A 19,329-nucleotide genomic window follows, 5' to 3' on the forward strand; every position below is an offset into this window, starting at 1 on the left:
ATCAAGAGACAGATACAAGAAAACGCGGACCGGAAGGCCGGTCCGCGTTCTTGGAATTGAGGCCGATCAGTTCTTGGCCTTGCGGGCTGCGACGATGGATTCGTAGGCAGCGTGCGTGATCGGCATGAAGCCCTTCGCCTCGCCGGCAGCAACGCCGTAGAAGCACTCTTCATCCATGGACTTCAGGGACGCCATAAGGCCGGTCATCTTCAGCTTAACGTCTTCCGGAAGCTTCTTGGACAGGACAACCGGACCTTCCGGGATCACCGGCGAGCGCCAGATTTCGTGGATTTCGGTCATGTCGACGAGACCGGCATCGGAAGCCTTACGCAGGGCACCGGAATTGTAGCCGTCTTCCCATTCGCCGAGGCCGTCGGCCCAGGTCACGCCGCCGTCGATGTCGCCGTTTGCGACTGCAACGATGGTCTGCTCATGACCGCCGGTGAACTTGACTTCACCGAAGTATTCGCCGGACTTCATGGAGTAGCCCAGCTTCGGGATCTCGATAGACGGGATCAGGTAGCCGGAGGTCGAGTTCGGATCGCCGAAACCGAAAACCTTGCCCTTCATGTCGTCGAGCGAATTGATTTCGCTGTCGATGCGGGCAAAACCGATGGAGTAGTAGCCGTAGCCACCATCGTTGTTGACCTTGACGAGAACCGGATCAACGGCTTCCGGGTCGGTCAGGTAGACCTTGGCGTAACCGGATGCACCCAGCCAGGCCATGTCGAGGTTGCCGCCGAGCAGGCCTTCGATGACGCCGTTGTAGTCGGCCGGCGCGAAGAGCTTGACTTCAACGCCCAGCAGGTCGGCGGTCTTGTCCACAAGGCACTCATAGGCGCGCAGGCGATCGGAAGCATTTTCACCGCCGAGGATGCCGATGCGGAACTCGGTGATCTGGTCCTGGGCAAGGGCGGAGGTTGCGTTCAGGGCGAGCATGCTGACAGCGGCAAGAGCTGCGGTCTTGGAGAGGAATTTCATCTGGGGTTCTCCCGAAAAGATGGATCTTGATGACGTTGGTCCGGGCCGGGACTAGACCGCGGCCGCGACCGCCGGCGTCATCACACCGGCAGGATCTGAAATTCGGACAGGCTTCGTCCGGGTCTCGATGGAGGTCGACGTCGCGGCTTCGTTGAAGCTTTCGTCGGCGCCGTAGATCTCGCGCGCCACTTCGGTCGTCAGCGCCTCGGGCGCTCCATCGAAGACGATGCGGCCGTCACGCATACCGATCACGCGATCGCAGTAGCTGCGGGCCGTATCGAGCGTGTGCAGGTTGCACACGACAATCTTGTTGTCGCGCTCATGGATCTCGCGCAGGGCATCCATAACGATCTTCGCGTTCATGGGGTCGAGCGAGGCGATCGGCTCGTCGGCGAGCACCATGTGCGGGTCCTGCATCAAGGCGCGGGCGATGGCAACGCGCTGCTGCTGACCACCGGAGAGTTCCTCGGCCCGCTTCGTGGCCTCCTGGGCGATCCCCAGACGGTCAAGCGCCGACAGGGCCGTATTTACGTCTGATGCGCTGAAGACGTTGAAAAGGCTCTTGAAAGTGGACTGGGCATTGAGGCGGCCCAGCATCACGTTGGTGACGACGTCGAGACGCGGAACCAGGTTGAACTGCTGGAACACCATGGCGCAGTCGCGCTGCCATCGCCGCATCGCGCCGCCCTTCAGGCTCAGGATGTCCTGACCGTTGAACAGGATTTGGCCCGAGGTCGCGGGCGTCAATCGGTTGATCATCCGCAGGAGCGTCGACTTGCCGGCACCAGACCGGCCGATGATGCCGACCATCTGCGGTCTGTCGATGGTAAAGCTGACGCTATCGACGGCGGTACGCACGCCAAAGGTCTTTGTCACATTCTCGAAATGGATCACCCGAGAGCCCTGTCGCTGTTGTTATTTGCTCAGCGACAAGAGCCACGGCTCCATTACAAACGCATGACAAGAGACCTGCAAGACCCTTGAAGTTTTGGCGACAGTTTCATGACATGCCCATGACGCTTTGCCGTGTAGGTCGCAAGATCCATTGAAAGCAAGCACTTGTCATTTACACCCGGACGACGCCGGATCCAGATGAAAGTCTTCGAAGGCTGAAAGTGATCGAAATTTCATCGTTTCATCATGGAACTGTTACACAGGGCACAAGCGCGAAACCTAAAAGGCAGAAACCCAAGATTGGATACTGCCATGACAAAAGCTGCTGAAAAAGAACGACTCACGTCCGCCCCGAACATTCACCCTGATGCGCAGGTCCTGAATTGCGAGTTGGGTGCCTGGACCGAGGTTGGCGCCTTCACCGAAATGCGCGAGAGCCAGATGGGCGACTATTCCTACATCGTCCAAGGCGGAGACGTGGTCTGGACCACGATCGGCAAGTTCTGTTCGATTGCCCGAAATGTTCGACTCAATCCCGGGAACCACCCGACCTGGCGCGCCTCGCAGCACCACTTCACCTATCGCGCGGCCGCCTTCGACATGGGAGCCGATGACAGCGCCTTCTTCGACTGGCGCAAGGAAGACTGGGTCACCCTTGGACACGATGTCTGGATCGGACATGGCGCGACCGTGCTTGCCGGCGTAACGATCGGAACCGGTGCTGTGGTGGCAGCAGGTGCCGTCGTCTCGAAGGATGTTCCGCCTTACTCCATCGTCGGGGGTGTCGCGGCGCGCCATATCAAAAGGCGCTTCTCGGAGCGGCAGGCCGACGCTCTCATGGAAATTGCGTGGTGGAACTGGGACCATGCAACGCTCAAGCAGCGGCTTCCCGACTTCAGGGATCTGGAAATCGACGCTTTCATCGAGAAATACGGGATATAAACGAAGGCCCATGCCGAAAACCACGCGTCTGCGGCGTTCACATTCCCGTTATCCCTGCAGGCAAGTCCAATGAGAGTATTACCATTAACGCTGCGTAAAGGCTAGAATGGCAGGGTTCGTCTGGTGTTTCGTGTGCGCAAATTATATTGGAATGATCTCAAAGGTACGACGATGGCTAAAGGATTACTCGCAGCTTTCGCGCTGTTATTCGCAGTGACGTCGGGAAGCGCATTTGCTTCCCCCGGCGGACAATTTTTCGACCTGGAAAAAAAGCAATGGGTCAACTACGGCCCGTCCTATGGCGGCAAGTCGCCAGTTCGCCGCAAGAAAGTCAGCTATGACGGGCCTTACAGCCCGGGAACCATCATTGTGGATACCGCCGAGCGGCGCCTCTACCATGTACTTCCGGGCGGCAAGGCGATGAAATACGGCATCGGCGTCGGCAAGGACGGCTTCCAGTGGGCCGGCACCCACAACATCACCCGCAAGGCAGAGTGGCCGGGTTGGACCCCCCCGCCTCAGATGCGCGCCCGCGAACGCGCAAAGGGCCGGATCCTGCCTGCCCACATGCCCGGCGGACCGAACAACCCTCTTGGAGCACGTGCCCTTTATATCGGCAGCACGCTCTACCGCATTCACGGGACAAACCAGCCGTGGACGATTGGCAGCGCGGTTTCTTCCGGCTGCATCCGGTTGGCGAACGAAGACGTTATCCACCTCTACAACAGTGTTTCGGTCGGCTCGAAGATCGTCGTGAAACGATAAGCTGCCATCCGAGCATCGTGATTGGGAAAAGCCGGCTCCTCGCCGGCTTTTCTGTTTCCGGCTTGCCCTTTCTGTGATCTTGCGCCAGCCTTTCCGGCAGCAGTCAGGAAGGAGTAGCCAGATGCCAGGGAGATGCCTTCGGCACCATCAGCCATCCGCAACGTCAGTCCCGGGACAGCTTATCGCTCTTGCGTTTGGGGTGTTTGCGGCCCTCACGGCTCTTTCCATCCAGCCGGCCCTCGCCTCGCCCACTGAAGCGCTGCAGCAAAGAGGCTTCGAACTCTCCAAGCTTCACTGTGCCCGCTGCCACATCATCAGCGAGAAAGACCGTTTCGCGGGAACCTCGTCCACGCCCTCATTCAAGATCATGATCGAGTTTCTAAAGGACTGGGAGGACCGTTTCGACACCTTCATGGCCCGGAACCCGCATCCGGCACATGTCCGGCTTCAAGGTGATGGTCCCAGACCGGACAACCTGCCCGCCACGATCCAGGAAGTCATTCTTACCCTGGACGATATCGAAGCGATTCTCGCCTATGTCGACCAGATGGCGCGAGAGCTGGGCAAGCAACCTTCCGACTAAAACTGCTTAGGCAGCTTCCGCTTCCGGGCCCAGCGCATCTTCCAGAAGTGTTCGAGCGGCTGCCTTGGCGTCCCCGGCAGGATCGACTTCGTATCCCATATGCTTGGCGATGATCGAGCCTTCCTTCAACAACAACAGCTGCCTTGCCAGATCTCCGGGCCTTTTTGCCCCAGCCTGACGTGCAACAGCATCGAAGTACTTGAAGAGCAGCCGCTTGTGCTCGGCCGACTGCGCATGGATAGGGTGATCGGGATCCTGGTATTCCCCTGACGCCTTGATGAACATGCAGCCACGGAAATCCGGTTGCTCGAACCACTCGGCAAGAACGTCGAATAACGCAAGCAAGCGCCCGCGCGGGGATGAGGCACGTTCTTCCACTCGCCTGATGATCCAATTGCGGAAATTTTCGTCGCGAAGCCGCAAGACGGCCAGGATCAGCTCTTCCTTGGAGCTGAAGTGCTTGAACATCGTAGTCTTCGAGATGCCGGTCGCCGCGACAAGAGCGTCCATCCCCGTTGCATGGAATCCTCCACGATAGAAAACCTTCAGGGCTTCTCGAACCAGTTCGTCGCGTTTGCTCGGACGCATCACAATACCTTTCTGTACCGATCTGTAATTTAATTCACTTCACCTCATTTTTCAAGTTCCGCAATAAACACAGCAATTTAAGCGCTATTTGATCCAATCTTCCAGCGTCCGGACGGGCAAAATAGCTCGATTTCGCCATTCTCCCCCTTGCATAACTGAACAGATCTGTACATATTCCAATTATCAAAATGAACAGATCGGTACTTATTGAAGTCAGGGAGGTCGGAAAATGCTCCTCAGAAAATATCCAGCCCCAAGGTTTCTACGCTGGTTCGCAGCATTCACTGCCCTGGCCCTGACGCTTGCCGAAAAACTCAATTCACAGCTCTGAACGAGCGATGCCTGCGCACAAGGAAATAATTCATGTCACGTCCGCCCCTCCCACCCTTCACCCGCGACACTGCAATCACCAAGGTGCGTGCTGCGGAAGATGCCTGGAACAGCCGCACTCCCGGCAGTGTCGCGCTTGCCTATACGCCCGACACCGTCTGGCGGAACCGATCCGACTTTCTTACCGGACGAAGCGCGGTCGAGGCCTTCCTGACGACGAAATGGCAGCGCGAGCACAAGTATCGCCTGATAAAGGAACTCTGGGCCTTTACCGACAATCGTATCGCCGTCCGCTTTGCCTACGAATGGCACGATGCGGCTGGGCAATGGTTCCGCTCTTACGGCAATGAAAACTGGGAATTTGCCGAAGACGGCCTGATGCAACACCGCATCGCCAGCATCAACGACCTCAGGATCTCCGCGGACGAGCGCCTGTTCCATTGGCCGCTCGGACGACGTCCGGACGACCATCCTGGCCTGAGTGACCTATCCCTTTGATACCCACAATCTGAGAACTGACGATGACACGCGCATTCGCAGACATAGCGTTCACTCCCTCGGTCAAGGTCCGGCAGGATCAGGAAGGTTCGCGCTCGGCCTACGCCGCACTCGACTGCGGAGACTTGATCACCCGCGACACAATCACCGAGATCGAGGCGCAGTTCATCCACGAAAGGGACGGCTTCTACCAGGCGACCGTTTCAGAAACGGGCTGGCCATACGTCCAGTTCCGGGGCGGCCCGGCGGGTTTCCTCAAGGTTCTGGACGAGCAGACAATCGGCTACGCCGACTTCCGCGGAAACCGTCAGTACATCAGTTCGGGCAATCTGACCGGCAATGACCGTATCAGCCTGATCCTGATCGACTATCCGAACCGGCGAAGACTGAAGGTCTTGGCGCGTGCCCGGCAGGTCGCAGCGGCGGATGACCCGCTGCTCATCGAGCGCCTACGTCCGGACGGGTATCGCGCACTGCCTGAAAGGGCGGTCCTGTTGAGTGTCGAGGCATTTGACTGGAACTGCCCCTCCCACATTCCACAGCGCTTCACCCTGGCGGACCTGGAACCGCAGTTGGGCAGCCTGCGGAGCCGTCTTCAGCAACTCGAGACCGAAAACGAAGCTCTCAAACGCCAACTGGCTGCTGCGAGCGGAACAAGCAACGCGTAGCGGCAAGGACTGCCTTGCCGGGTCCACCCGTTCCAAAACGTCGATTTCCATGGGGGCACGCACATGATCCAGATGCCTGATTTTTCGAGAACATCCCTCGCAGCTTCCGCTGTGGTCGCGGCATTTTCCGGTTTCGACCAAGCTGTAGCCTCGCCGGAGTATTATGCTCCCGGTATCCCGGACCATTTCATCGAACTGCGCGCCGACGATCTCCCGATCAGCTTTTTGCAGGCCGGAGATCCGAGCAACCCGACGCTCGTGGTTCTTACTGCTCCCGGTGACGATGCAGGGATGCTGGCGACGCTTTCACCCAGCCTGATCCACGAGTTTCATGTCCTCGCGGCGGACTACCGGCATACACGGCACCACGATCTGGATGCGACGTCTGAGCCGGATAATGTTTCCCGCGCGACCGCCCTTGCTCTCCAGACGATGCTCCGCCGAAATGGCATCTCGCGTTATGCATTGTTCCTGTCGACACAGACCACTGACCTGGCCTATCGCCTCTTCGAACTGGATCCTGAAAGTGTGACCGGACTGATCGTCAGCGCGAGGCTGGACTACCCGCACTCGCTTGCCCGCTTCTGGCAACCGGTCAAGGCGCAGTGGCAGCAAGACTCCCTGCTGGAAGACGCAAGCATGCGGGCCTCCCTCAACGTTCAGGATGGCCGGTGGCAGTTCACGGTCGGCATGCGAAGCCCGGATGCCACAACTGACGATGATTATTGGTACGCCCAGTTCCTTCTGGACCAGACGCCCGAAGACGGGCTCGACCTTGCCTATTTCCTGACAGGTGAGCGTGAAAGTGCCGTCTACTCAAATTGGCACGAAGCCCTCGCGACGACGACGCCCCCGGCTCTGGTTGTCTGGGACGAGCCAAGCGCGACAAATGCAACTGACCCCAACTACGAGCAGCCGATCACCAGCGCCTATTCCACATCCATGAGAAATTCCGCGAACGGCAGCGTGCAGAACCCGCTTTTCCGCCGGAAACTGAATGCCTTTCTGGACACCGTCACATCCAGGTAGGTGCCTTTCCTGCGGCGTCGTTGCCCTCAAATGCCGCAGGAACCCCGGCCCGGACCGCAGTCTCCTCCGGGCCACCTGGCCTCACCTTTCGCGGGTGAGGCCTTTTTCTTTCAGTTCGCCAAGGTAGCCACCCCAGTGCTTTTCGCGCTCACTGGCGAGCTCCAGGAAATAGTCCCAAGTGTAGATGCCGGTATTGTGCATGTCGTCGAAATGGATGCGCACAGCGTAATTGCCGACAGGCTCGATGGTCATGATGCCGACATCGATCTTTCCCGGCACGGTCTTCTTCTGCGATGGAGAGTGGCCCTGCACCTCTGCTGAAGGCGAACAGACGCGGAGGTATTCCGCCGAATACTCATGCGATTCACCGTTGTCGAAGGCAACGTGCAGCGTCTTTTTGTCATTCTTCAGCCGGATTTCCGTCGGCCAGGCCTTTTGGTCTGTCACCTGTTTCATCTCCCCGAAAAGTCGCGCGGACGATAGCCACGTGGCCCGCCAGCATTCAAGCCCAATCGCTCGAGTAACCGGCACCTCACGGATTTAATTGCAGGTCAGGCGGCGGCTTCTCCACCACGCTTCACGGCTTCATAGCCTTCGAGCGCGGCGTCACGAGCGGCAAAGTGCTCGACGATGGGATGGGGGTAGGTCTTGCCCAGCGTCACACCCGCCTTGATGAGCGCTTTGTCCGGAGCGTCGAAAGGGGCGTGGATATAGGCATCGTCCAACCCTGCAAGCTCGGGCACCCATTGGCGGACATAGGCTCCGTCCGGATCGAATTTGGCACCCTGGCTCATTGGATTGAAGATGCGGAAATACGGGGCGGCATCCGCACCGCTTCCGGCGACCCACTGCCAGCTGGCAGAATTGTTCGCCAGATCCGCATCGACGAGGGTATCGCGGAACCAGGCCTCGCCGTGACGCCAATCGAGACGCAGATGCTTGACCAGAAAGCTGGCAACAATCATGCGCACCCTGTTGTGCATGTATCCGGTCTTCCAGAGTTCGCGCATGCCGGCATCGACAATTGGATATCCGGTTTCACCCCTTTGCCAGGCCCTGAGGTCGGTTTCGCTTGCGCGCCATGGATAGGCGTCGAAGGAGGGCTTGAAGTTGTCGTGCGGCAAGGTCGGAAAATGATAGAGCAGATGATAGGAGAATTCGCGCCAGCCGATCTCGCTGATGAACTTGGCGCCATCCTTTTTCAGCGCCGGCTCGGCATCTTCGACCGAATTGGTTTCATGACGGATCTGTCGCGGTGAAATCTCGCCGAAGTGCAGATGCGGCGAAAGGCGCGACACATTCGGCAGGTCCGGACGATTGCGAAGCTCGCCATACCCCTCAAGGCCATCGGCCAGGAAGTCCTGGAGCCGCTTCATCGCACCCTCTTCCCCCGGTTGCCACAGGTCTTCCCAACCTTCTGCCCAATTCGGCGATCTTGGCAGCAGATCGAGGTCGTCAATCTGCTCGCCGGTGTTGGGCAGATCGGCAATCACGAGCTTTTCCGGCCGGGGCAGCGGGTCGGCAACAGGTTCCTGCAACGCGGCCCGCCAGAAAGGCGAATAGACCTTGAACGGCCCACCGGACTTTGTTTCCAGCTCCCACGGCTCGTGCAGAAGGCTGGCGTTGTAGCTGTTTACCTCGATCCCCTGCTGCTTCAGTTCTGCCTTGATTTCCGTATCCCGCTCGACTGCATGAGGTTCGTAGCAGCGGTTCCAATGGACGGCTGTCGCACCTGTCTCATGGGCCAAAGCGGGAATGGCGACACGGGCATCCCCCCGCAGGAGCAGAAGCCCTCCGAGGGACTTGGCCAATGCCTTCAACGAATGGTGAAGCCACCAATTGCTTGCACCCCCCATGGGGTGGCGTTCACCCGATCTCTCCGGATCTTCCAGGATGAAGACGGGAAGCACCGGGCCTTTGGCTGCTGCCTCGAAAAGGGCTGGGTTATCGGCAAGGCGTAGATCCTGACGGAACCAGACGATCGTAGTCATGGGGCTCGCATAGATTTGGATGGTTTATGCAGTCTACGTCACCGGAAGGCTGCGGATCACAACATTGCGGTTTCCGGAAGGGTTTCCACACCTTGAGACGCCGACAGCCCACAGAGAAACCGCGACCGCAACGCGAGGGCCGTCCTGGGCCAGCGCGTCGAGGTCGGCCGGGCCTGTCTCAAGTGCTTCACCATCGAAGATCTTTGTCCGATCTGGATATTGTGCTTGTTTCAAATTGCACTAGGTTAGAGCTCAGTGCCGAAAAGGTACCCGGCCGAACCCGGCGCCGGAATCGAGGGAGAAAAATATGACGGGTGGAACGACGGATCGAACGTTGTCTGCAGGCGCTCCGATTGACCTGAGTGGATCAACCGCCAATAGCAAGCCGCTGATGATCGACCCCTTCGGCCGCGCAGTCACTTACCTGCGGGTTTCCGTCACTGACCGCTGCGATTTCCGCTGCGTCTATTGCATGGCAGAGGACATGACGTTCCTGCCCAAGCGTGAAGTGTTGTCGCTGGAAGAACTCGACCGGCTCTGCACGGCCTTCATCGAAAAGGGCGTTCGCAAGTTGCGCCTGACCGGCGGCGAACCCTTGGTACGCAAGAACATCATGAGCCTGATCCGGGGCCTCTCCCGTCATATCGACAGCGGCGCCCTTGAAGAGCTGACAATCACCACCAACGGTTCCCAGCTGACCAAGCTTTCGACCGAGCTTTACGACTGCGGCGTCCGCCGTATCAATGTGTCGCTCGATACGCTTGACGATCAGCGTTTCAAGGCGATTACCCGCTGGGGCGAGCTTTCCAAGGTCATGGACGGCATTCAGGCGGCCAAGGACGCAGGTCTGAAGATCAAGATCAACATGGTCGCACTCAAGGGTGTCAACGAGCACGAGATCGTGCCGATGATGGAGTGGTGCCATGCCAACGGCCACGACCTGACCCTCATCGAAACCATGCCGCTTGGCGAGATCGATGGTGACCGGACAGACCAATACCTGCCGCTTTCACTGGTGCGCAGCCGGTTGGCCGAACAGTTCACCCTGGAAGACATTCCCTACAAGACCGGTGGACCGGCGCGCTATGTCGAAGTGAAGGAAACCGGCGGCCGCATGGGCTTCATCACGCCGATGACGCACAATTTCTGCGAAAGCTGCAACCGGGTGCGCGTCACCTGTACCGGCCAGCTCTACATGTGCCTCGGCCAGGACGACATGTCGGATCTCCGCGCTCCCTTGCGCGCTTCTGAAGGCAATGAACTCCTGAGTGCCGCCATCGACGAAGCCATTGGACGCAAGCCGAAAGGCCATGACTTCGTCATCGATCGCCGTACGAAGCAACCGGCTGTCTCCCGCCACATGAGTGTTACAGGCGGCTGATCCATGGAACCGGTGCGGAGCCCCAGCCGTCTTGACGGGCGCACTGCGCGCCTAACCGCATTGGTGATCGCACTCTCAGCACTTGCGCTGATGCTTTGGCTCGGACGCGAGGACGTCGGTTTCGTACGCGCTGGGGTTTCCATGGTCACCGGAGAGGATCCGGCCAAAGCCGCCTCGACCGGAAACCCGGAGCTTGATGCCTGCCTTGCCCAGCGAGTGGGCGACGTGGACAAGCTGCTCGCCGAGGGCATGATCAAGGAAAGCCAGTACCAGGCTTTCAAGCGCCGTGCATCTTCCTACTGCGAGACACAGTTTCCGGTCGCTCGCTGACCCGGATGCAGCCTGGATCTATTCTGTCGTAAAGCTCATCCGGCGACGGCTCGGGATCTTCGCCTTGGCCGGCATTTCCGTCTCAACGTCAACTTCCGCCACCTCGATATCGACCGGAGCGGTAGCATTGGCATCGTCATCTGCCTCGCCATCGCGCGACAACTCCGCTGGCTGGCCATTGTCGGCAAGGTCTTCTTCGCCGGGCTTTCCTGCGACCGGAGTGGCTTTCTCGCCTGCCGCAAGGCGTTCACGCTCTTCTGCCAGGCGGGCCGATTTCGCTTCCATCTCGGCAGCGACTTCCTCGGCCTTGTCGGCATAGCCCTTGCCGACCTTCCAGGCACTTTCGAACTGGCCCATGACGCCTTGCGCTATTCGATAGTCTTCGTCGTAGTCGTTAAGGCCATCGAGAACTGCAAGCACGGGATTGCTGCGCCACAGCTTCTGAAGCGCCGCGTTCTTCAAGGCCGCCGGCACGCCATTCTTCATGAAAACGGTGAAGTCGGATTCGTAAGTCAGCGTTTCCAGATCGACCGCCTCCGCTGCCTCCCTGTTGGCAACCAGCTCCGGATCTTCCTGCGGCTCGGTTCCATGTTCGTCGCCTTCGGAGGTCTCATCAGCAACCACCTGGAGTTCGGCGGCTTCGCTCTCCTCCTCGACACCGCGCTTGCGGCGGGACCAGCGTGACAGGAAACCCTCGTCCTTATCGTTACCCGTCATGCTCGTCGCCCTCGCGTCGCCCGCCCTGTTCGAAGATCGGAATCTTCCCGAATTTCTGTTCCTCGGTCTTGTGGGATACTCTTCTACGTTTCCGGAACTTTTCGGGATCGGGCATCTGTTTCAGATAGTCGACCATCCAGTGCAGGATCTCGACAGGCACAGGCATGCGCTCCACCAGCCCCTCGCCGGAATCCAGAACCCCCATGGCTTCATATGGATCGACGGTGACGCCTCGCACCTTGTAGGGAACAGGCTCCGTGTCGGCATCGTCGAGCATTACCCATAGAGCAGGGTTCTCGGTCTCGATATTCGCGTCATAGGCCTCGCCCATCTTCCGGTGAAGGGTCAGCGCAACCGGGCCATACTGGAACAGCCGGCGTTCCTCACCGGTCTCTATCTCCTGCCAGCCACCGGTCTGAGGCGGGTCTACGAGGATTGCGACCGGCGTCCAGATGTCGCCGCCCCAGCGATGCGTGCTTTTCCTTTTCTCAAGGACGATGCCGACATGCCGCGTGATCTCTACTTCCAAGGCGCTCTCCCAAACTTGGCTGAGGTATATTTTATGCCATGCGATCGATCTGGCAAACCATTGAAAGCGTTTACATCATGCCATTTCCGTCGCAGCACTTTCATCGGCAGAAAGCTTGCAAAAAGCCGCCTCCGATATAAACTTGGAATAATTATAAAAAACAGGGCTTTGCCCACCCCGGAGAACGCCAATGCCAGCCAATGAACCGCAGGTCCGCGACGAACGCCTGCTGTTGTGCAACTGTTTCAAGACGATGGACCTTACGGCAAGTGCCGAGGCTCTTGCCGACCGATTGGCCGCCCCGACCTGCAGCCAGTTGTGCCGCGATGAAATAGGCACGTTCGAGACGGCGCTTGGCGAAGGAGGCCGGCTCCTCGTTGCCTGTACCCAGGAAGCGCCGCTATTTCGGGAAATCGCGGAAGAGGCCGAGGCAGACGACCGGGTTCGCTTCGTCAACATTCGTGAGACCGCCGGCTGGGCCGCCAAGGGCAGCAATCCGACGCCGAAGATCCGCGCCCTGATTGCCGACGCAGAATTCCAGAAAGGCATGCGCCCGACCCCCTCCAAGCCGATCAACTCAGACGGCATGTGCCTTGTCTATGGACGTGGTCAGGCCGCACTCGATGCCGCCATGGAACTTGAAGGGGACCTTTCGGTCACTCTCGTGCTGACCGCCATCGACGACATCGTGCTTCCGGCCGTTCTGCCCTTCCCGATTTTCTCCGGCCGAATCCGATCGCTCTCCGGCGCTCTGGGATCGTTCGAGGTTGTCCTGAACGGCTATGCCCCGATGCTGCCCTCGTCCCGTGGCAAGCCGGAATTCCTGATGCCGCGCGACGGTGCAAAATCGAAGTGCTCGGTCGTTGTCGATCTCAGCGGCGAGACGGCGCCGATCACCGCTCCGCAAAAGCGCGACGGATACCTGCGGGCAGAACCTTCCGACACAGTCGCGATTGCCGAAGTTCTTCGCGAAGCGGCCACGCTTGTCGGCGAATTCGAAAAGCCGCTTTACGTCGCCTACCAGGCCGATATCTGCGCTCACAGCCACGCTGGCAAGACGGGTTGCTCCAACTGTCTGGATGCCTGCCCTGCCGGAGCGATCCAGTCAACGGGCGAGAAAATCGCCGTGGACCCGGCAATCTGCGGCGGCTGCGGAAGCTGTGCGGCGACCTGCCCGACCGGCGCAATCACCTACCAGTATCCTTATCGCGCGGACCTTCTGGGCCGTGTGCAGACGCTGCTAGGAACCTTCATCGAGGCGAGCGGCAAGACCGCGAACCCGCCGGTTCTTCTGCTGCACGGCAATGATCATGGCACGGAGATGATCGGAGCGCTGGCACGCTTTGGCGACGGCCTTCCCGACAACGTTCTTCCGCTCGGCATGCACGCGATCACCGGCTTCGGCCACGAGGCGATGATCACGGCATTCCTTGCTGGGGCCCGGCGGATCGTTCTCCTCGCCGACCCCAAGGAAGCCGATGAACTTCTGCCGATCCAGAACGAAGCGGCATTGGCAAAGGCCCTGCTCGCCGGAATGGGGCACGATGCGGAGGATCGCATCGAAATCCTGGTGACGAGCGATCCGGACGAGCTCGCCAACACTCTTTTGGTGAAGGCCGGGAGCGCTATCGTCGAATCGCCGCGCAGGATCGCTGCAGCCGGAGGCAAACGAGATGTCTCCCGGCTGGCGATCTCGGCGCTGCACGGCGCTTCGGCAAATGCACCGGACATCATTGCGCTGCCGGAAACAGCTCCCTACGGACGGATCAACGTCAATTCCGAGGGTTGCACCCTGTGCCTCTCCTGCGTGTCTGCCTGTCCGGCGGGAGCCTTGAGCGACAATCCCGACCGGCCGCAGATCAGCTTCGTTGAAACGGCCTGCGTTCAGTGCGGCCTTTGCCAGACCACCTGCCCGGAAAAGGTGATCACGCTGGAACCGCGCTTCAACGCTTCGCCTTCGGCAATGCAAAGCGTTGTCCTGCACGAGGAAGAACCGGCCTCCTGCACCTCCTGCGGCAAGGCCTTCGGCACCCGCTCGACGATTGCCCGGATCAAGGAGCGTCTCGCCGGCAAGCACCAGATGTTCCTGTCGGATGCCCAGGCGAACCTGATCGAGATGTGCGACGACTGCCGTATCAACGCTCAGTGGAACATGGACGAAAGCCTGCTTCATTCAGGCGGCCCTGCCCGGCCGAAGATCCGCACGACGGATGACTATCTCGACGCGGCCAAGAGCGGCCTGTCAGTCGAGGACTTCCTGAAGGAACACTAGGGTTCGAACCCTGAACAGTGCCGCGCCAAAAGCGCGGCACATGCTTGTTACGCGTCTGTGCGGTTTTCGAAGCGCCAGGCGGCAATGCATCCCGCCCAGGTAGCGACGATGCAAAGGGCCATGACAAGAGCCATGGGCCAGACAGCTGCCGGCCACATGGCTTCCGACAACATCCAGGCAACCAGGGCGCTCGTGGCGCCGCCAAGGCCAATCTGCAAACTTCCGCTCAATCCGGACGCAGCGCCAGCAAGATCCGGCCGGACGCTGACCGCACCCGCAATCGCATTCGGCAGGCAGATACCATTGCCGAGGCCGACGAGGAACATGGGGGCGAACAGGGCGAGCGCACTGGTTCCGAACAGCCCGAGCCACATGTCGATGATCAGAAAGATCACGGCCACGGTGGGCAGGGCAGATCCTATCAGGACCATCCGCAAGACTCCGAGGCGGGCAGAGGCGCGTCCGGCAATACCATTGCCGATGATGTAGCCGACAGCCACGATCATGAAGTAAACGCCCATCTCGGCCGGCGTCATTCCCAGCTTGTCTGCGGCGATGTAGGGCGCACCGCCCAGATAGGCGAAATAGACGGACGAGGTGAACATGGCTGTGAGCGCAAAAGCCCAATAGAGCGGCACCTCAGCAAGGGCGCGGTAGTTTCGCCACAGGCCCGACAGGCCTCCATTCGCCCTCTTGTCGTGATTGGTCTCGTGGAGATTGATCCAGGCGGCGAGCAATACCACCGTACCGAGACCGAGCATCAGATAGAATCCCCCCTGCCAGCCATAGCTGGCATCCAGGATCCCGCCCATGACCGGACCGATCATCGGCCCGACCGTCATCCCCATGGTGACATAGCCGATCATGCTCGCAGCCTCTTCTCGGTGATAGAGATCGCGAACGATCGCCCGGCCCAGTGCGATGCCGGTACAGGCGCCTACTGCCTGGACGAGGCGCGCCAGGACGAGCATCTCGATGGTCGGCGCCATGAGGCAAAGGGCGCTGCCGAGAATGTAGATCACCAGCCCGCCCAGAACGACGGGCCTGCGGCCATATCTGTCGGACAAGGGCCCGACGAAGATCTGCGCAATCGCAACGGCCGCGAAATAGAGCGACATGGTCAACTGAACGCGTGCCGTCGTGGTCTCGAACGCATCGACCATGCCCGCCAGCGATGGCAGGTAAACGTTCATGGACACCGGTGCGACCGTCGAAATTGCGATCAAGACGGCAATAGACGGCACCTTCCGCTGTGCCGGATCAGACGAAATATGACTTGGCATTTGGCCGACTTTGGCCTCTTCAAAAGGTGGGTTCGGGCAGAGTACGGCTGAGTTCGGGTAATGGCAAGCGACTCACACGCGTATCAACCGGCGCTGCGGCGCAAGCTACCCTGACGGTGTTCGCGGACAAACGTGTAGATACCCGTGGCGACGACAATCGACGTTCCCGCCATCGTCATCAGGTCGGGGATCTCTCCCCAGAAGGCATATCCGAGACCGAGAGCCCAAAGGACGGCCGAGTACCGGAACGGCGCCACCACCGATATGTCGCCTGAGCGCATGGCCAGAATGATGAAGATATAACCGCAGAGCACGAAGCCGGCAGCTGCAAAGAGGATCCCGAGTTCCTGCAGGCCGACCGGCTCCCAGCCTTGCGTTGTCATGAGGCCACCACCCAGGACCGTCACGCCGATGGCGGTTGCCAGGCTGACACCGAAGGTCGGGATCTCGCGCGGCATCTGCCGGGTCACAAGATCCCGCAGGGCCATGCTGAAGACACCCGCGAGTGCCAGCAGGGCCCAGGCATCGAAGCCCTCGAAACCTGGTCTGACGATCAAAAGGACACCGATCAGACCGACACCGACCGCGCTCCAGCGCCGCCATCCGACGTGCGCGCCGAGAAAGATCGCCGCGGCAGCAGTGACCACCAGCGGCAGCGCCTGCAAAATCGCCGTCGCGTTTGCGATCGGGATGCGTGTCAGGGCATTCAGATAAAGCAGGGTTGCAACGACTTCGGCCAGTGTCCGGATGACGACCTTCGGGCTTGCCAGAACCCGAAAGGACCGGAAGACGCCGGTCGCAGCACAGACGCCGCCGATCAGAAAGATCGTGACTAGGCCGCGTAAAAAGATGATCTGGCCAAGCGGCAAGCTGCCTGAAACCAGTTTGACGAGAGCGTCATTGATGATGAAGGCGCCATTTGCCACCAGCATCGCGATAATTGCACGTTTGTTGTCCTGCAGGTCCACAGATCCCACTCCCGGGCGTCATTGCACCTTGTCCGTCAGCTGCCTGAGGCCAGTGGAAGGTTCACCAGAAGGTTCTGCGGTTTCATACGGATCTTGTTGTCCTTCGACATCGCGAGCCCGAGCCAGACGGGCTTTCCGCGCAGATCGGAACGCATGTCGGTGCGATGTTCGAAGTCCATGCGGAACAGGCAGAGAATGCGCAGGTTGTCGGCCTCGGACAGGCCTTCCTCATTGTAGAGCGCATTCAGAATAGCGGTGGCGTCTGCATCAAGGCCGATATGCCAGGACCAGTGTTCGTCCCGGATCTTCTGCACCGGCTGCACGCGCACATCCACCTTGGCGAAGTGGCGTACCCAGTCTTCCAGCACGCGGGCAAAGGCGTCAGGCCCGGGCTGCGTGAACCGGAAGTCGAGAGCGGTATCGAAACGGTCGGAACGGTCCCAATAGATCTCCGCGTTTTCCTCACCCAGCACATCCAGCGCCACTTCGCGCATGGGGGTGCCCGATTCCATCAGCAACGCGCCCAAGCCGCCGAGCCCGCCGGTTTCAGACATCATTTCGACGATCTCGGCGTCGGCGATGGTGACTACGCCTTCGCTCAAGGTGACGACCTGCTCCCGGAAGAACAGTTCCGCGGCGCGCAGGCGCAGGGGATCCTGACAATTGCGCAGAATATTGCGCAGGATCAGGTGCACCATCTGATCGATGAAGACCGGGGGAATGGAGATCGAGCCGGCACGGAACAGGGCTGCATAGGCCCCCTCCACGGTCTTGTGGCGCACGAGATGATCACGGAACCCGAGCACGACGCGGTAGTTGTCCACAGTGTCCTGATCTGCCATCGGCGCCAGGTCGTCATCAGTCAGCTGCGTCAGAGGATCGGTCATCAGCCGTTCGAACAGCCGGTGTTCGACTTCGCACGATTCCTCGACCGGGTGGATTTCCGGACGAGTCAGATAGGCCCGTATCAGATCCGGCGTGACCCGCAGCCAGCCATTGGCTTCGCGCTCGACAAGGTGATAACCGGCTGACTTCCAGAATGGCCGCATCAGGGCTCCTCCACCACATCCCAGATCCGAGCATGCGGCTTGTCTCCAGGCGGGGTTACGATGTGAAAACTTTCCTTGAGCTCACCGTCGTCGCCGATTTCCCGGCTCAAGGCAAGCAACGTGTTGAGAGCTGCCCCTTCGGCAAGCTCCCGCGCGAAGGCGATTTCCTCCCGCGCCGCCGCCCGGGCTGCCTCCTCGCTCGGGGCTCCGACGTTGCTCGCGAGATATTCTGCAAGAACATCTTCGCAGTCCGCGATCTGCTCTTCGCTCGCATCCGCGACGCTGACGATGGTCGAGAAACCGAAGGAGCCGAGCGCGAGAAAGCCGCTGACCAGCGCCTGACGCTCCTTGCCGCTCAGATCAGCAGGCGGTCCGAACCGCCCCAGAGCAAAAACGAAGCTGCCAGGGATGGCCCATTCGTTTTCGAGCGCGGCGGCCGGAAAGACATGACTATCTGAGGCATCGAAACGGATCGCGCGAAGAAATCTCGGCATCAGGCGTGGCTCCCTTGCGCCGCTCAGGCGTCTTTTTCGACAGCCGCCAGGGGTCTGACCAGGTTGCCATTGGCGATGAAGTCTACGAGTTGCAGGGCCGCGGTCTCGCCGCCCGTTTTCAGGAGCAGATTGCCCGTGTCGTCGAGACCGACAAAGGTGCCGGTCACCGATCCTGTATCGACCTCCTTGCGATAGCCGTCACAGCGGAAAAGCCAGGCCTCATGCACCGGTTTGAAACCATCGGTTTCCCATCGATGCACCCAGGTCAGGAAATGACGCGAGAGCGATTCGAGTGCCGGCACGGCTTCGACATCAACTCCGCCCTCGTCCCACAGCGTGGTCCGTCCCGGGGTCTTGCCAGGTTCCACGCTGTCGACCGGCTTCAAGGCCAGCTTCAGTCCGACGACCATCCAATCGGGAGCGCCGTTTTCATCGTCCTCCGGGCTGACAACCATACGGGCTTCGCCCAGCCTTGCGCCGTTGCCGTAGATCGCCGTGGGCCAATTCCAGGTGATCGCCAGTTCAGGCGGGCTGATTGCACCCAGAGCATCGGCGCACGAGACCATCAGAACAAACAGCATCTCCTGAACGCTCCGGCGTTCGACATCCGGCTCGAGCACAATGGCGAAGGAGATGTTTTGCGTTTGGCAGGACCAGAACAGGTCACCGGCCTCCGCCTCGCCTGCCCCGGCTGCGCTGACGGCCGCCTCGAAGGGATCATGAGGCTCCAGCACCGGACGGCCACTCAGCAATGGCGGGAATGCAGGATCGAAATTCAATGGCTGGTTCATGTTCACGGACATCTGATGGGCTGACCGACGTTTCAGTCGAGATCGATCTTGCCGTTGACTTCATGGACGAAGTCGGAGCCTTCAAAGGTCAGGGTAACCTTTGCCTTCAGCTGGCCGGAAGTCAGCCCAGCGGTGCGGACGTGTTCCTCGATAGCCTGCTGTGAGGTGACGCCAACCTGCTTCAGGAACTTGCGCATGGACATGTTGAAGGTGTCGTTGTTCATGAGAGAGGTTGCTCCATTTTGG

The 19,329-nt window shown here is 59.9% G+C and carries 22 protein-coding genes; 9 read left to right on the plus strand and 13 right to left on the minus strand.

The annotated features are described in order from the left end of the window. Positions 1–66 precede the first annotated feature (66 nt). Both phnD and phnC read right to left on the minus strand, forming a co-directional pair. Positions 67–981: a phosphonate ABC transporter substrate-binding protein gene (gene phnD / locus ACN0SY_RS03055; protein WP_417684330.1), complete on the minus strand. Its 915-nt coding sequence runs from the start codon at positions 979–981 to the stop codon at positions 67–69. A gap of 51 nt (positions 982–1,032) precedes the next feature. Further along, complete coding sequence (gene phnC / locus ACN0SY_RS03060) at positions 1,033–1,875, minus strand: phosphonate ABC transporter ATP-binding protein (RefSeq protein ID WP_417684332.1); 843 nt, start codon at positions 1,873–1,875, stop codon at positions 1,033–1,035. 312 nt (positions 1,876–2,187) lie between these two features. On the opposite strand from phnC, the gene ACN0SY_RS03065 reads away from it, so the two are divergent. From ACN0SY_RS03065 to ACN0SY_RS03075, 3 genes are all read left to right on the plus strand, one after another. Further along, a complete protein-coding gene (locus ACN0SY_RS03065; protein WP_417684334.1) occupies positions 2,188–2,817 on the plus strand; it encodes a DapH/DapD/GlmU-related protein in 630 nt (209 codons plus the stop codon). A 171-nt stretch (positions 2,818–2,988) separates the two neighbouring features. Beyond that, positions 2,989–3,582: a L,D-transpeptidase gene (locus tag ACN0SY_RS03070; protein ID WP_417684336.1), complete on the plus strand. Its 594-nt coding sequence runs from the start codon at positions 2,989–2,991 to the stop codon at positions 3,580–3,582. 121 nt (positions 3,583–3,703) lie between these two features. Then, positions 3,704–4,165, plus strand: a complete 462-nt coding sequence (locus ACN0SY_RS03075) for a hypothetical protein (RefSeq protein WP_417684338.1) — start codon at positions 3,704–3,706, stop codon at positions 4,163–4,165. Between the two features lie 6 nt (positions 4,166–4,171). On the opposite strand, the gene ACN0SY_RS03080 is transcribed toward ACN0SY_RS03075, so the two are convergent. After that, positions 4,172–4,753 (minus strand): TetR/AcrR family transcriptional regulator, encoded by a 582-nt coding sequence (locus ACN0SY_RS03080; RefSeq protein WP_417684339.1) that lies wholly within the window; start codon positions 4,751–4,753, stop codon positions 4,172–4,174. 363 nt (positions 4,754–5,116) lie between these two features. Here ACN0SY_RS03080 and ACN0SY_RS03085 point away from each other — a divergent pair, with 363 nt between their 5' ends. The 3 genes from ACN0SY_RS03085 to ACN0SY_RS03095 all read left to right on the plus strand — a co-directional run bounded on the left by ACN0SY_RS03085 (position 5,117) and on the right by ACN0SY_RS03095 (position 7,278). Next, positions 5,117–5,581 carry a DUF1348 family protein gene (locus ACN0SY_RS03085; protein WP_417684340.1) on the plus strand — a complete coding sequence of 155 codons (465 nt, stop codon included), beginning with the start codon at positions 5,117–5,119 and terminating at the stop codon, positions 5,579–5,581. A gap of 23 nt (positions 5,582–5,604) precedes the next feature. Continuing rightward, positions 5,605–6,249, plus strand: coding sequence for a pyridoxamine 5'-phosphate oxidase family protein (locus ACN0SY_RS03090; protein WP_417684342.1), 645 nt, complete (start codon positions 5,605–5,607; stop codon positions 6,247–6,249). Positions 6,250–6,312: 63 nt separating this feature from the next. Continuing rightward, entirely contained in the window at positions 6,313–7,278 is a 966-nt protein-coding gene (locus ACN0SY_RS03095) for a hypothetical protein (protein WP_417684343.1), read from the plus strand. Positions 7,279–7,359: 81 nt separating this feature from the next. Here the strand turns inward: ACN0SY_RS03095 and ACN0SY_RS03100 are convergent, their stop codons facing one another. Both ACN0SY_RS03100 and ACN0SY_RS03105 read right to left on the minus strand, forming a co-directional pair. Then, on the minus strand, positions 7,360–7,734 hold the full coding sequence (locus ACN0SY_RS03100; protein WP_417684345.1) for a gamma-butyrobetaine hydroxylase-like domain-containing protein: 375 nt from the start codon (positions 7,732–7,734) through the stop codon (positions 7,360–7,362). A 95-nt stretch (positions 7,735–7,829) separates the two neighbouring features. After that, the gene (locus ACN0SY_RS03105; protein ID WP_417684347.1) at positions 7,830–9,269 is read right to left on the minus strand and encodes a cryptochrome/photolyase family protein; all 1,440 of its coding nucleotides are present in this window, start codon (positions 9,267–9,269) and stop codon (positions 7,830–7,832) included. A gap of 391 nt (positions 9,270–9,660) precedes the next feature. Here ACN0SY_RS03105 and moaA point away from each other — a divergent pair, with 391 nt between their 5' ends. Both moaA and ACN0SY_RS03115 read left to right on the plus strand, forming a co-directional pair. Continuing rightward, positions 9,661–10,650 carry a GTP 3',8-cyclase MoaA gene (gene moaA / locus ACN0SY_RS03110; protein WP_417685859.1) on the plus strand — a complete coding sequence of 330 codons (990 nt, stop codon included), beginning with the start codon at positions 9,661–9,663 and terminating at the stop codon, positions 10,648–10,650. A gap of 3 nt (positions 10,651–10,653) precedes the next feature. After that, a complete protein-coding gene (locus ACN0SY_RS03115) occupies positions 10,654–10,980 on the plus strand; it encodes a hypothetical protein (protein WP_417684349.1) in 327 nt (108 codons plus the stop codon). 18 nt (positions 10,981–10,998) lie between these two features. Here ACN0SY_RS03115 and ACN0SY_RS03120 read toward each other — a convergent pair whose 3' ends face one another. Both ACN0SY_RS03120 and ACN0SY_RS03125 read right to left on the minus strand, forming a co-directional pair. Further along, a complete protein-coding gene (locus ACN0SY_RS03120) occupies positions 10,999–11,697 on the minus strand; it encodes a DUF3306 domain-containing protein (protein ID WP_417684351.1) in 699 nt (232 codons plus the stop codon). Further along, positions 11,687–12,226 (minus strand): DUF3305 domain-containing protein, encoded by a 540-nt coding sequence (locus ACN0SY_RS03125; protein ID WP_417684353.1) that lies wholly within the window; start codon positions 12,224–12,226, stop codon positions 11,687–11,689. The genes ACN0SY_RS03120 and ACN0SY_RS03125 overlap by 11 nt, the downstream gene beginning before the upstream one ends. Positions 12,227–12,416: 190 nt before the next feature. On the opposite strand from ACN0SY_RS03125, the gene ACN0SY_RS03130 reads away from it, so the two are divergent. Beyond that, positions 12,417–14,498 (plus strand): 4Fe-4S dicluster domain-containing protein, encoded by a 2,082-nt coding sequence (locus ACN0SY_RS03130; RefSeq protein WP_417684354.1) that lies wholly within the window; start codon positions 12,417–12,419, stop codon positions 14,496–14,498. 47 nt (positions 14,499–14,545) lie between these two features. On the opposite strand, the gene ACN0SY_RS03135 is transcribed toward ACN0SY_RS03130, so the two are convergent. The 6 genes from ACN0SY_RS03135 to ACN0SY_RS03160 form a co-directional block, all read right to left on the minus strand. Continuing rightward, a complete protein-coding gene (locus tag ACN0SY_RS03135; protein WP_417684356.1) occupies positions 14,546–15,781 on the minus strand; it encodes a multidrug effflux MFS transporter in 1,236 nt (411 codons plus the stop codon). Positions 15,782–15,864: 83 nt separating this feature from the next. Further along, positions 15,865–16,749: a DMT family transporter gene (locus tag ACN0SY_RS03140; protein ID WP_417684358.1), complete on the minus strand. Its 885-nt coding sequence runs from the start codon at positions 16,747–16,749 to the stop codon at positions 15,865–15,867. A gap of 35 nt (positions 16,750–16,784) precedes the next feature. Further along, positions 16,785–17,798, minus strand: a complete 1,014-nt coding sequence (locus ACN0SY_RS03145; RefSeq protein WP_417684360.1) for a DUF6352 family protein — start codon at positions 17,796–17,798, stop codon at positions 16,785–16,787. Further along, positions 17,798–18,292 (minus strand): DUF6505 family protein, encoded by a 495-nt coding sequence (locus ACN0SY_RS03150; RefSeq protein WP_417684362.1) that lies wholly within the window; start codon positions 18,290–18,292, stop codon positions 17,798–17,800. The genes ACN0SY_RS03145 and ACN0SY_RS03150 overlap by 1 nt, the downstream gene beginning before the upstream one ends. A gap of 23 nt (positions 18,293–18,315) precedes the next feature. Beyond that, positions 18,316–19,083, minus strand: coding sequence for a biotin/lipoate--protein ligase family protein (locus ACN0SY_RS03155; RefSeq protein WP_417684364.1), 768 nt, complete (start codon positions 19,081–19,083; stop codon positions 18,316–18,318). A gap of 32 nt (positions 19,084–19,115) precedes the next feature. Further along, a complete protein-coding gene (locus ACN0SY_RS03160; RefSeq protein ID WP_417684366.1) occupies positions 19,116–19,307 on the minus strand; it encodes a DUF6494 family protein in 192 nt (63 codons plus the stop codon). Between the last annotated feature and the right edge of the window lie 22 nt (positions 19,308–19,329).

The sequence above is a fragment of the Roseibium sp. genome, from assembly GCF_048261595.1.
GTDB lineage: Bacteria > Pseudomonadota > Alphaproteobacteria > Rhizobiales > Stappiaceae > Roseibium.

Excerpts from the sequence above, each read along its gene's own strand:
- phnD (WP_417684330.1), bottom strand. The coding sequence starts at position 981 with ATGAAATTCCTCTCCAAGACCGCAGCTCTTGCCGCTGTCAGCATGCTC.
- ACN0SY_RS03065 (WP_417684334.1), top strand. The coding sequence starts at position 2,188 with ATGACAAAAGCTGCTGAAAAAGAACGACTCACGTCCGCCCCGAACATT.
- ACN0SY_RS03070 (WP_417684336.1), top strand. The coding sequence starts at position 2,989 with ATGGCTAAAGGATTACTCGCAGCTTTCGCGCTGTTATTCGCAGTGACG.
- ACN0SY_RS03075 (WP_417684338.1), top strand. The coding sequence starts at position 3,704 with ATGCCAGGGAGATGCCTTCGGCACCATCAGCCATCCGCAACGTCAGTC.
- ACN0SY_RS03080 (WP_417684339.1), bottom strand. The coding sequence starts at position 4,753 with ATGCGTCCGAGCAAACGCGACGAACTGGTTCGAGAAGCCCTGAAGGTT.
- ACN0SY_RS03085 (WP_417684340.1), top strand. The coding sequence starts at position 5,117 with ATGTCACGTCCGCCCCTCCCACCCTTCACCCGCGACACTGCAATCACC.
- ACN0SY_RS03090 (WP_417684342.1), top strand. The coding sequence starts at position 5,605 with ATGACACGCGCATTCGCAGACATAGCGTTCACTCCCTCGGTCAAGGTC.
- ACN0SY_RS03095 (WP_417684343.1), top strand. The coding sequence starts at position 6,313 with ATGATCCAGATGCCTGATTTTTCGAGAACATCCCTCGCAGCTTCCGCT.
- ACN0SY_RS03100 (WP_417684345.1), bottom strand. The coding sequence starts at position 7,734 with ATGAAACAGGTGACAGACCAAAAGGCCTGGCCGACGGAAATCCGGCTG.
- ACN0SY_RS03105 (WP_417684347.1), bottom strand. The coding sequence starts at position 9,269 with ATGACTACGATCGTCTGGTTCCGTCAGGATCTACGCCTTGCCGATAAC.
- moaA (WP_417685859.1), top strand. The coding sequence starts at position 9,661 with ATGATCGACCCCTTCGGCCGCGCAGTCACTTACCTGCGGGTTTCCGTC.
- ACN0SY_RS03115 (WP_417684349.1), top strand. The coding sequence starts at position 10,654 with ATGGAACCGGTGCGGAGCCCCAGCCGTCTTGACGGGCGCACTGCGCGC.
- ACN0SY_RS03120 (WP_417684351.1), bottom strand. The coding sequence starts at position 11,697 with ATGACGGGTAACGATAAGGACGAGGGTTTCCTGTCACGCTGGTCCCGC.
- ACN0SY_RS03130 (WP_417684354.1), top strand. The coding sequence starts at position 12,417 with ATGCCAGCCAATGAACCGCAGGTCCGCGACGAACGCCTGCTGTTGTGC.
- ACN0SY_RS03135 (WP_417684356.1), bottom strand. The coding sequence starts at position 15,781 with ATGCCAAGTCATATTTCGTCTGATCCGGCACAGCGGAAGGTGCCGTCT.
- ACN0SY_RS03145 (WP_417684360.1), bottom strand. The coding sequence starts at position 17,798 with ATGCGGCCATTCTGGAAGTCAGCCGGTTATCACCTTGTCGAGCGCGAA.
- ACN0SY_RS03150 (WP_417684362.1), bottom strand. The coding sequence starts at position 18,292 with ATGCCGAGATTTCTTCGCGCGATCCGTTTCGATGCCTCAGATAGTCAT.
- ACN0SY_RS03155 (WP_417684364.1), bottom strand. The coding sequence starts at position 19,083 with ATGAACCAGCCATTGAATTTCGATCCTGCATTCCCGCCATTGCTGAGT.
- ACN0SY_RS03160 (WP_417684366.1), bottom strand. The coding sequence starts at position 19,307 with ATGAACAACGACACCTTCAACATGTCCATGCGCAAGTTCCTGAAGCAG.